Origin of the sequence: Novosphingobium malaysiense (assembly GCF_000802225.1) — a bacterium.
GTDB classification, from domain to species: Bacteria; Pseudomonadota; Alphaproteobacteria; order Sphingomonadales; family Sphingomonadaceae; genus Novosphingobium; species Novosphingobium malaysiense.
In genome coordinates this window covers 1-216 of record NZ_JTDI01000021.1, presented here as the reverse complement: position 1 = coordinate 216, position 216 = coordinate 1, and the positions used below count along the sequence as shown (strand labels likewise).

At 64.4% G+C, this 216-nt stretch carries 1 protein-coding gene; it reads left to right on the top strand.

The window, feature by feature from the left end; translation table 11 throughout:
* Window positions 1–216: hypothetical protein (locus LK12_RS25025; RefSeq protein WP_039290661.1), on the top strand; the 216-nt coding region annotated here is incomplete at both ends.

Below are 216 nucleotides of genomic sequence, written 5' to 3'. Positions count from 1 at the left end.
CTCCTGGGTCATCGCGCTCCTCGTCGGCCTCGTGAAGATCTGGCTCCCGGAAGACGGGCTCTACTTCGGCGCGGAGCGCTTCTTCCAGCTGCTGCTCGTGATCGGGATCCTGCAGCTCGCACTGCTCCATGTGCGGCTCTTCACCCGTGCCGCGCAGCGCCATGTCACGACCTTCACGAAGGTGATCCACATCGTGACGATCGTCTTCCTCGGCGC